Annotated in this window: 4 protein-coding genes; 2 read left to right on the top strand and 2 right to left on the bottom strand. The window is 46.8% G+C overall.

Translation table 11 applies throughout. The annotated features are described in order from the left end of the window. The first annotated feature begins 389 nt into the window (after window positions 1–389). Together QR40_RS06605 and QR40_RS06610 are read left to right on the top strand one after the other, a co-directional pair. The gene (locus QR40_RS06605; protein ID WP_044293964.1) at window positions 390–1,058 is read left to right on the top strand and encodes a response regulator transcription factor; all 669 of its coding nucleotides are present in this window, start codon (window positions 390–392) and stop codon (window positions 1,056–1,058) included. After that, window positions 1,055–2,143: a sensor histidine kinase gene (locus tag QR40_RS06610; protein ID WP_044293965.1), complete on the top strand. Its 1,089-nt coding sequence runs from the start codon at window positions 1,055–1,057 to the stop codon at window positions 2,141–2,143. The genes QR40_RS06605 and QR40_RS06610 overlap by 4 nt, the downstream gene beginning before the upstream one ends. 503 nt (window positions 2,144–2,646) lie before the next feature. Here QR40_RS06610 and QR40_RS29575 read toward each other — a convergent pair. Both QR40_RS29575 and QR40_RS06620 read right to left on the bottom strand, forming a co-directional pair. Then, a complete protein-coding gene (locus tag QR40_RS29575) occupies window positions 2,647–6,609 on the bottom strand; it encodes a response regulator (protein WP_052430726.1) in 3,963 nt (1,320 codons plus the stop codon). 36 nt (window positions 6,610–6,645) lie between these two features. Then, on the bottom strand, window positions 6,646–7,944 hold the full coding sequence (locus tag QR40_RS06620) for an ABC transporter substrate-binding protein (protein ID WP_044293967.1): 1,299 nt from the start codon (window positions 7,942–7,944) through the stop codon (window positions 6,646–6,648). Window positions 7,945–8,641: the final 697 nt, after the last annotated feature.

Raw genomic sequence — 8,641 nt, forward strand, 5'->3', positions numbered from 1 at the left:
ATGCTATCTCGGAAAGAGAAGGGGGCGGACCAGGACATTGGTTTGGAAGGCGTATAGCAGAGCTGAGCATTTACTTACCTTCCCGGAGTGCTTTTTGGCGGATACAATTCGACTGGCTCCCATCGGATTGTAAGCGGGCAGTGAGCTGCGAAATGCATCAGGATTTCGSAGCGAATGCCCGCGGGCCGCCAAAAAGTGCTCCGGGAAGGTTAGAAAATGCCAGTTCTGCGGTAAGCATTCCAAACCAATGTCCTGGTCCGTCCCCTTCTCTTTCCGTACACTACCTACATCTACAAAGCGTCTTAATCAGCTAAACCCAAATATATAAAACGAAGTATTTAATCAGAAACAAATGAGCAGGAGCTCCCGAAAGGAGATGGTGAACTGTTATGGCACAGATTTTAGTTGTAGAAGATGAACAGAATATGCAGGAAATTATAGTAGAGTATATGAAAAGAGGAGGGCATTCATGCCTGACGGCTGATGATGGGATTGATGCGTTGACTATTTTAAAAAATACTCCTGTGGATTTAATGATATTAGATGTTATGATGCCTCATATGGATGGTTTTTCTGTTTGCAGGTTCGCACGGGAAATGAGCGGCATGCCTATTATAATGCTCACAGCAAAAGGAGAGGAAGAAGATAAGCTAAGGGGATACAGCTATGGTGCAGATGACTATATTACGAAGCCTTTTAGTCCAGGGGTACTGCTGGCAAAGGTGAATGCACTTTTAAAACGTTCACTGATGGTAGCGACAGATTTTGTCAATGCAGGGAAGATTACGCTAATACCGGGATCCCACGAGGTATATGTGGATGGGAAGGGGATAGAACTTACCCATAAGGAATATGAATTACTGTACTTATTTATGAAGAACAAAGGACAGGTATTTTCCAGGGATCAGCTTCTAAACCGGATTTGGGGATATGATTTTGAAGGCAACAGCCGTACGGTAGATACCCATATTAAGACCTTGCGGCAAAAGTTGGGAAGTGAAGGCAGTCTCATCGTTACACTTATCCGTTCCGGTTATAAATTTGAGGGATCGTTATGAATAGATGTAATAAGGTAAAAGAATTATTCGGGATTCGCACCGTAAGAAAAAAGGTCTTTTTTCTCTCGAAAGCAGCTGGTGGGGCAATTGTTTTTTTCTATATTCTGGTGGAAGAATTGCCGGTGAGCAGTGCCGCTGCTTCTGTCATATGGTTTTTCCTGATGCTTTGTACAATCCTGGGCGTTAATTATTTATTAGGCCGATATATTACAAATCCGATAGATTTACTCAATAAAACAGCAGGACGAATGGCAAAATTAGATTTTTCCCAGGCATGTACGATCGAATCCGATGATGAGTTCGGAGAATTATCAGTCAGCTTAAATACGCTTGCGTCTAACCTGCAGCAGTCACTTTCGCAGTTGGAAAGCGTCAATGCCCAACTGGAAAAGGATGTAGAGCAAAAACAAAAGCTCCTTGCCCAGCGTAAAGAACTGACAGATCATCTGTCTCATGAAATGAAGACGCCGTTAGGCGTGATTCGTGCCTATGCAGAAGGCCTGCAGGATGAAACGGATCCGGAAAAACAAAAGAAATATACCCAGGTCATTGTTTCTGAAACAGAGCTTATGAACCGGATGATCATTTCGTTACTGGATCTGTCAGCATTAGAAGCCGGTGCAGTAAAGCTTCTGCCGGAACGTTTTGATTTTATAGAATTTACGGAAACAGTTGGAGGCAGGCTGTTAATGGATATTCCGGACGATGATTTTCAATTGGAGTATGAGCTGCCGGGGCAAAAGGTTTATGTCAATGCGGATAAGGGACGAATGGAGCAGGTATTGGATAATCTGATTATTAATGGGAAAAAGAACGTGATACCCGGTGGGATCATAAGGATCTCTGTTCACGTTGCAGACTCTAAGCTGTACTTTTCCATTTATAATCAGGGAATGACGATTCCGGAAGAGCAGCTTTCAAAAATCTGGACGAAATTTTATAAGAGTAACCGGGCAAATCACAACGGTTCAGGACTGGGACTTGCGATTGTGGCGCAGATACTGGCTATGCAGGATATGGATTATGGTGTTAACAATTGTACGGACGGAGTGGAGTTTTATTTTGCAATGCCTATTATGGAGTAATTATTCAACAGCCGATTCCAATGATGGCTCTGAAGAAGGCGCTTGGTCTTTGGGGGGGCAATACCGCTGTTTCCTTTTAAAAAAGAGGTTTACAGGGGGCACGTTAAATAGGGATAAGGACGTAACAATTAACCTAATAAAACGGCTGACAAACAGTGTGTGGAAAAACGAGCGTATCGTCAAAGCGGCGGTGCGCTCGTTTTGTCACGCAGTAGAATGCCATTTTGATGGGTAGGTGTATAAAGTCCCTGCCCTTGGCATTTCAGTGTCTGTAACGCCCATGAATACGGACTTTTATAGCTCCTATTGGGTGACATGAATACACGCATATATCCATTATTTTAAGGGGCACGATACCTCTTTTTTGCGCTCATTTTTAGAAAGTCACCAATTAGTAAGGAACGAAGAAAATGTAAGACGTCTTTCCTATGATAGTGTTGCCTAGTCAGAAGTAATTAGTATTCCTGCGTTTCATTCCGCTTTCTGTTGCTTTTTGCTGATCATCAAAGTTCCTTGTTGTCCAACATCTTCTGGAAAGTCTCCTGGTGTGCAAGAAACACATCGAGTAGCTCAGGCGAATAAATGATGTCGCGGTCCTTGTTCATAATCTCAAGTGCCTCCCCAAAGGTAAATGCTCGTTTATAGGGGCGCACAGCTGTCAGCGCATCGAAGATGTCCGCGATCGTCAGGATCTGAACGTAAAGCGGAATCTCGTCTCCTTTCAGCCCGCAGGGGTAGCCGGTGCCGTTCCACCGCTCATGATGATACAGCGCCATGTCCCGCGCGTAAAGTAAAAAGCGGTCCGCACGGCTTCTGTCGATAATCTTTTGAATCATATCCGCGCCGATCTGCGAATGAGTCTTCATGTAATCAAATTCTTCCTTGCTGAGCGCGGCGGGTTTTTTGAGTACCGTATCGCTGATGCCTATTTTGCCAATATCATGTAGGGCGGAGGCGCGAAGCAAATCTGGTATGCTTTCTTTGCTTAAGCCCTCCTGATAAGCGGGAGTCTCATATACCACCCTCAGTAATGCCTCATAATAATTTGTAGTATGACGAACATGGTTACCTGTGGTACCATCTCTGGATTCAATGATTTCCGCCCAGGTTATGGTAATAACATGCTGTAGTTCCTCAACCTCCGTGGTTTTTTCACAAATGATTTCCCGCAGCTCCATCTGATACTGATACAGTTCCATCTGAGATTTGATGCGGGCGCTCATGACCACATGGTCAAAGGGTTTCCGGATGAAGTCCTTTGCACCCAGGCGGAAGCCCATGCGCTCACTCTGGACATCGTTTTGCCCAGTCAAAAAGATAACGGGGATGTCTTTCCATTCCTTGCGCTGACGGATCTGTTCCAGCGTTTCGTAGCCGCTGAGCCCCGGCATCTGAATATCCAACAGGATCATATCCGGTTTCTTCTGCTTCAGAAAATCCAGCAGCGCCTCGCCGGATTCCAGCTTGGTCAGGCGGTAATCCACCTGCAAAACGCTTTCCGCCAAATCCAAATTGACTGGATTGTCGTCCACCACTACGATATGCTTTCTGCCGTCTCCTTCCTGCCCAAATCTGATTTGGGGGACAGTTGCGGTGGACTGCGTAAGAAATTCTTCGATCTCGTGGAAAGCCGTTTCGTTCCTCTTAGTAAAAACAGCCAGTAGCTTCCCAATGCCGTCAAACCGATCCGTTTTACCCAGCAATTCCATTTCTGCCGCTAATCCCGACAGTTGCACTGCACCGATGGCGGCGTTGGCTCCCTTTAGCCCGTGAATTTCAATGACAAAGCGGTTTTTGTCCGTTTCCAACCACTCTATCAGGGCGGGGAGCTTTTCCTTGGTGGAACGCAGGTAGGTTGACAGAATGCCGGTATAGGCGGTGAGGGAACCCACCATCGCCAGCCCTTTTCCAAAATCTACCTCGCCGTAGGTCATATTCTCAAACCCAATATCAGTCCAGATTGACAAAAGCGCATCCGCGTGCTGCACAGGGGGACCCTCCGAGTGCGCCGCCGCACGCGACTCATTCAGGTCTTTCAGATATTTTCGCAAAACCTCGTTAAGTTTCTGCATTTCAATGGGCTTGGAGAGGAAATCGTCAAATCCCTCTTGCAGGAACATGCTGCGCGCGTCGCTGGTCGCGTTGGCGGTCAGCGCGATTATGGGAAGCGTCCCGCATCCTTCCTTGGAAAGGGCGCGAATCTGATGCAGAGCTTCAATGCCGCTCATGCCGGGCATCATGTGGTCCATCAGCACAAGGTCATAGCCGCCCGCCTCCACGCGCTGGATGGATTCCTCTCCGGAAACAGCGTAGTCAATTTGCATGTGATAAGGCTCCATGAGGCCCTTTGCCACCTGAATATTGACGATGTTGTCGTCCACGATTAGAATGGAGACATAGGGCATCTGGTGTAATTCTCCGACCACCACACCTATATTTTTAGGACTGCCAATACATTCTGAAGAGCCTCGCAATAGGTAGGGCAGATGTAACTGGAACATCGGAATAAAGATATTACTTGATGCCGTATCGATAAACGCATGTTCATTGAGCCGGTATATCGCGATCCGCTGCGACAACGCCTCCTCACCAGCCGGCAGCAGCCTCAGTGTTTGGCTGGACGCCAATATGTGCGTATATGCGCCCTGTGCGGCCTTCCGGATCAACTCGTCCTCCGATTGGCAAATATCGTACCGCAGGCCCAGCTTGTCAATACAGGCACTTTCATAGTCCCGCAGAATATCCGAGGGCTCACACACCAGCAGCCTGTATCGGGCTGGGTCAGGCACAATGATCCCAGGTTCCACGCCGTCGATTCCTTGGCGGAGCGTCACTACAAAGGAGGATCCCCTGCCGTATTCGCTGGTCACGGTAATCGCACCGCCCATCATCCTGCACAGCCCCTGCGATATGGACAGCCCCAGCCCGGTGCCCTCAATGTTGCGGTTGCGCTGGGTGTCCACCTGCGTAAAGCTTGCAAACAGCTTATCCAGATCCTCGGTACGAATACCGATTCCGGTATCCCGAACCTCCATCTCCAGAAGCCATTGCCCACTGTCCTGTTTCCCATTTATAATCAGCCGGATGCTGCCATTGATTGTAAACTTGATGGCGTTTCCGATGATGTTTATTAGAATCTGCTTGACTCTGCCCATATCCCCCACAAAGCTGCGCGGGAGCAGCGGATCAATTTCCACCATAAATTCAATGGGCTTTTCGCCAATACGGACCGCCGCGATCATGGTTAAATCGTACAGCATGGATTCCAGCTCATAGGGTTCTTCGACAATGGTGAATTTCCCCGCCTCTATTTTGGACAAGTCCAAAATATCGTTGATAATGGTCAAAAGGCCTTTTCCGGAATTAAGAATGGTCAGCACCTTGCTGCGCTGGCCTGCAGTCAAGCCATCCCGCAGCAATATTTCACTAATGCCGACAATCGCGTTCATGGGGGTTCGAATTTCATGGCTCATATTGGCCAGAAACGCCGACTTGGCGCTGTTGGCCTGCTGACTATCCTGAGAGACGCCATAGGACCGCAGTGCTAAGAGCAAGAGCCCAAAGAAACCCAGCAGAATAGCCACGCCGATAAAGACCATCTCTTTTGTCATTCTGTCCGCTTTACCGGAGACGACTTCTTCCGATACGATGTTTATAAGATACCAGTCGTTAAACGGGATATTGGCATAATAGGCTACTTTCTTTACGCCCAAATAGCTGTAGTATAAAACCCCTTTGCGCTTGTTGCTTAGATCATCGAGAAAATTCTCATAGCTGGTTCCGTTGGTAAACTTTGCGGTTCTCCACGCTTTAAACAAATTGTTAAAATCGAGGCTTTGGGTGCGCATGATAATCGTTCCATTTTTATCAATGACATAGGAATACCCCTCTCCTCCAAAGCTTTCAAGGCTCAGGGCGGCGCTCAAGTGCGATATCTCCATCATGGCGACCAGCGCGCCCTTGGGGGAATCCTTTCCCATGGGTACTGACAGCAAAATACCGCTGGCGGCCCTGTCCCGAAAAATTTTTCTGGTCAGGTTTGAAATGCTGCTTTCCCCGCGGAGGGCTGATTTGAAATATTCCTCCCCGCTGATGTCCACCGATTCAGACGGCATGGTTGAGTAGAGCATTCCATCCGTACCAGCGCAGCCGATATAAGCAAAATTGTACTGTGTGGCAATTTGGTTGAGATATTCCATTTTGGTGGTATTCGACTCGATGGAACTAACGGCGGAGGCGACAGCCTGGAGCGCATCCTGGGTTTCGGCAACAGCACTGGTCATATGAGAAATTGTATAGGACGATACCTCGTCCAGACGTGTCCGGTTTTCGGCCTCCAATTCCCTGTCAAAGCGGATAATATAGGATGAGATGACCAAAATAAAAACAATGAGGAAAGCCACCAAAATAGCCGATGCGATCATCACACGATTGCGTTTATCACTTGTATTCTTCTTGCCAGACAAAGAAATACCCCCTTATTGCTATTAAATCATGATTTTTTATGTTCCAAAATGAATACGTTTTAGTCTGGCATCATTCATTGCCGTTAAACAATCCTCTAAAGAGATCTCGTTTTGCATATACTGCTGAATGTAGGAGGCGTCAATCTGAGAAAACCCACGCACGCGCGACCAAGCGGTGGACGGATAAAAAAGCTTGTTAATCAGCCGTTCCGCCTCCATATATTGGGGCGTTGTAATGCTGCCGCTTTGGTCGTTAAACACGGGCGCTGTGTAAATGCCCTCGTAGTGCCTGTTATAGTTGCAGGGATCCGCCATAAAATTAATCAGATCCAGTGTAACATCCAGCTGGGAGCTTTCTTTGCTGGCAAGGCACAGGATGATGTTCGCGCTTTCAAAACAGCCATCCTCGGGAACACCCATAAAAGCGGGCATGATGCCGATTTTGGAAGGGTCTCCCGTATAGCTGGTATAAAGCCAAGTGTCCCAGCACAGCATCATCGCATAGCTTCCGTTTTGCAGCGCCTGGTCCATGCCGTTCCAGTCGTTGCCCAGATAATCCTTGCCAAAATAGCCCTGGTCAGACATGGTTTTATACCACTGCACAATTTTTCTCATTTCCGGAACATCTGCATAGGATAGCGTTCCGTTATTCAGGCCGTCCAAAACGGACTGATCCTGTAAAAAGCTGTCCATAGGAAACTGATACAGAAGCATGGTGATTTCTGCGTAGGGCAAATAAACCGGCGTCACGCCATTTTTGAGCAGCGTTTCGCATACATCCAAAAATTCATCCTGCGTTTTGGGGATTTCCAAATTATATTTTTTAAAAACCTCTTTGTTATACAGCATACCGGAAACCGACGCTTCGCCATGCGGCAGACCTATGACTTTTCCATTAAAAACGGCTTGCGTAAGCGCGGTGTCCGAAAGGTCATCGATCCAGGGTGCGTCTGTAAAATCGTAAAAGTTTTCGTCGGGATTCAGGTTCTCCACGTTGGTCCCGCCGTAAGCGAGCAACATGTCGGGACGTTCCGCCCCTTCTGCTGAAAACGCCAGCGGAACCTCTTTGTTCAGTTCACTCTTTGTAAGGGGAACCACCTCTATAAGATTACCGGTTTTCTCCTGATAATCTTTAAACGCGTTTACCATATAAGGACGGGACAGATCATCCCGGTCTCCCCATACGGTAATTGTCCGGCCTGTGATTTCGCCCCACTCATATCGCTGTGCTTCCTGATAAGGCGCTTCATTCTCCTGTGTCTGACTGGAGCAGGCGGAGAGAAGCATAATCGTGGATGACAGCAGACAGGTCACTCTCAGTAATTTGTGGTTCAAAGGGAGTCCTCCAATCCATTAAAACACCTTGTGTATTTTACGAAACAGTTCATTAGTCGCATGATAAATAACATTATACATCAAAAATATTTTGTTTTCAATTCAAAATACTGATTTGGATTGTGTAGTATCAGCAAAGATCCTGGCTAAAAGGGTAGTAAAATTGCGCTGGACTTTTAGAGAAAACGGAATTTCCACTCTGCCCGCAAGGGCGTCCACTCAACGCCGGAGCTGTTGGCGAAAAGCAAAAAAGCTAGAATGGCCAGCAACCATACGCGTTTGCGGGCATAATCCTTTTAGCAGCAAGTAAAAATTGGCGCAAAAATATGACAAGACTACCATATTAAAAGTTATTTAAGAGGATAAGCTTTTATAAAATGGCTGTCCTCTTATCGTTTATAATGCCCTGCTTTCTGGGGGACGTATGGCTTTTTGAACTGTACCCTTTGTCAAGGACATTTTAAAAAGTGGGGCACTTTTTTCGCACCTTTACTTCCAAAGTATCCTGCATACAGGTACACCTCTTTAAATGTCATGGTATTCTATGAAATTTTTTAACTATCCGTATTTTTCTGATATAATTGGCATCCAAGTTCTTCCGGTTTTTTGGCTATGACCGGATGCGCAGGTATTTTGGGAACATCCAGTGGATATTCTCCAGTGATGACAAATTTATAAAACTCATTGGGTGCAAGCT

It is taken from the genome of Robinsoniella peoriensis (genome assembly GCF_000797495.1).
GTDB classification, from domain to species: domain Bacteria; phylum Bacillota; class Clostridia; order Lachnospirales; family Lachnospiraceae; genus Robinsoniella; species Robinsoniella peoriensis.